This window comes from Mesotoga infera (genome assembly GCA_011045915.1).
Taxonomy (GTDB): domain Bacteria; phylum Thermotogota; class Thermotogae; order Petrotogales; family Kosmotogaceae; genus Mesotoga; species Mesotoga infera_D.
This window is the reverse complement of the sequence record DSBT01000124.1, coordinates 1-2,599: the sequence shown is the minus strand read 5'-3', so window position 1 is coordinate 2,599 and position 2,599 is coordinate 1. Positions and strand designations below refer to the sequence as shown.

Annotated in this window: 2 protein-coding genes; both read right to left on the bottom strand. The window is 49.8% G+C overall.

Translation table 11 applies throughout. The annotated features are described in order from the left end of the window. Positions 1-1,176 (bottom strand): TldD/PmbA family protein (locus ENN47_04775; GenBank protein ID HDP77497.1); only part of this gene is annotated, 1,176 nt, incomplete at its 3' end. A gap of 5 nt (positions 1,177-1,181) precedes the next feature. Then, a complete protein-coding gene (locus tag ENN47_04770; GenBank protein ID HDP77496.1) occupies positions 1,182-2,570 on the bottom strand; it encodes a TldD/PmbA family protein in 1,389 nt (462 codons plus the stop codon). Between the last annotated feature and the right edge of the window lie 29 nt (positions 2,571-2,599).

The window sequence follows — 2,599 nt, the reverse complement described above, 5'->3', positions numbered from 1 at the left end:
CTTTATTACAGTTCCCCTGCAGGGAATAGAGAAGCCCCCCGAACCTATATTGATCGAGTGAAAGACATCATATGAATGAGTAATGTAAACTCCTTCGCCGATCTCCTCCATCATTTCCTCAAGGGAGTTTTCACCCGGCTCGACATAAAAGATCTTCGGCGTTATTATGATATCTGTCGGGATCGATCCGCTGAGCAGGGCATACCTACCTGCATTCCCGCTTGAAGATGAGTCCATTCCGGCAGCACTCGAGATATTGTGCATCATTCCGACGAGCTTTCCCCTCTCCACCAAGCGCCGTTCTTCTGAAGGAGTCCCTTCACAGTCGAATTCGTAATGATATCCGGTCAGCTTATGAGACGGCGAGTCGGTAATTGAAAGTGCCGAAGATCCGATCGTTTCTCCCAGTCTTCCAGAGAGCACCGAAGAACCGTTGTTGTACTTCATTCCGCTGAAAATCTGCCACGCCGTCATCATTATGTTTGTTACGACGGTGCTGTCCAGCAATACCGGGTAGACTCCAGATCGGAGCTCCGTAGCACCGTACTGATGTCTCAGACTGGCTGCAATCCTTTCTCTGAACCTATCGAGATTCAGGCTGCCTATATCGGATACGCTCTGAAAGAAAGTAGCGTCGTACTGGTCGCCGTCTTTCTCCGCCATCACAGTTGCCCTTACGGAGTAGAGATTCATGAACGACTCAACGTCGAGCCCACTAGAGTTGATTACGTTTCTCGAATGAGTGTCCGAGCAGATCTCGATCCCGACACTGCAAATACTCTTGTCGGTCTCTCGTAAGGTCTTTTCAAGCTTTGCTGCCGCAAGTTTCATTGATTCTAAGTCGGGTCTTCCAGATCTATCGTCAACTGCTGCTCGTTTGACGGTCGACTCGTTGAGTTTATCCTTCTGCCGACGCTGGACAAAATTCGAGTTGGTGAGCCCCCTTAGAAGAACTTCTATCGGTTCTTCTTCCAGATCCTGGGTATATGCGTAGCCCGTCTTCTCATCGGAAACGCGTATGAAAAGCTCGGTGGTGTCGGAGGAACGGGTTTCGATTATCTCTCCATTCGCACACTTAATTACAGTACTAGCATTGCGTTCGGCATCCACTTCGGCCTCGGAAAACCTTGCGGGAAGAGCCTTCATTATGTTTCGATAGTTTTCGAGATAATCCATTCAGATCAATCCTCCCCACCGACCGGCATGAGCGATATCCTCATCCTCGGCTGAAAACTCGTAACGGGGCACAATCCGGAATCGGCACCGCAGAAGCCGCCGCTGTCGGTTTTCAGAGTACTTCCAACCATGTCGACTTTATTGATCATGTCAATTCCTCTTCCGTTGAGAACGAAGCCGCTTCTCAGCCTGTGGGATATCTTGCCGTTCTTTATCCAGTATCCTTCGCTTACCGCTATGGAAAACTCTCGTCCGCCGGTTCCTCCCCCCAGCCTCTTGACGAAAAGGCCCTCGTCGACAGAGCTGATCATCTCTTCATTATCGTCGCTTCCAGTGGCGAGATATGTGTTGCTCATTCTTGGTACGGGAGCGTATGTGTATCCCTGCCTTCTTCCACTTCCCGTGGACGAGATTCCCAATCTTCTCCCGCAGAGCCTGTCACATAAGTATCCCTTCAGTACCCCATTCTCTATAAGAACATTCTTTCTTGTAGGGAACCCTTCATCATCGATTGCCGCGGAGCCGTATAGACCCGGTATCGTCCCGTCATCGATCAGCGTAACCTTTTCCGAAGCGACGAGCTGCCCAACCTTGCCCGCGAAATCGCTCACATTTCTTGAGACAGCAGAGGCCTCAAGTTGATGACCGCAGGTTTCATGCCAGAAAGTGCCGCACGGACCGGCCTCGAAGACCACCGGGACTGTGCAGGATTTCACCGGAACGGCTCTTAGATCCTCTGCCATATCCTTTATGAATTCTTCGGCGAAGGAGGTGTAGTCGTAATCTATCCGGAAGGTCTCGAACCCCTGAGGACGTGTGAAGTCTCCCCATTCGTACTTCGAGCGGCCTTCGGCCTCGACCGTGGCCTGCAGTCTCAACCTGCTCGTTATACGCCTGTCTTCGGTTTTAAGTCCTTCGCTATTGTAAATCTCGATTCTTTGATCTGTATCGAAGTAATCGATATTCAGTTGTCTGACAATCTCTCCTGCGCTTCTCGCAGCGAGGCTCGTCTCTCTAAGTATCCTGATCTTTCTTTCATGACCCACCGAGGAGGGCAATATCTCGAAAGTATTCGGGTTTTCCGCTTTCTGCATGGAAAAAACAATATCTCCGGTGAATCTCTTGGAACAGGAACTCATGAGCTCCGAGGCTCGCTCTGCACAGCTAATGAGGCCTCGGTAGCTAAGATCGTTTGTGTAAACGTAGACGCTCTTTTCACAACAAAGAACGTATATTCCAGCCCCTTTGATGCGAACGGTAGTTAGGCCGCTTATGGCATCCTCAGAGCATTTTATGTTCAATTCATCCTTGTCTTCAATGAAAATCTCTGCGAAATCTCCGCCCTTTGAAAGAGCTTTCGAGATAGCTTTCTTCAGAATATCCTCTTCAAGCACAGTGAACCTCCCAAACCAGAGGTGAGGAT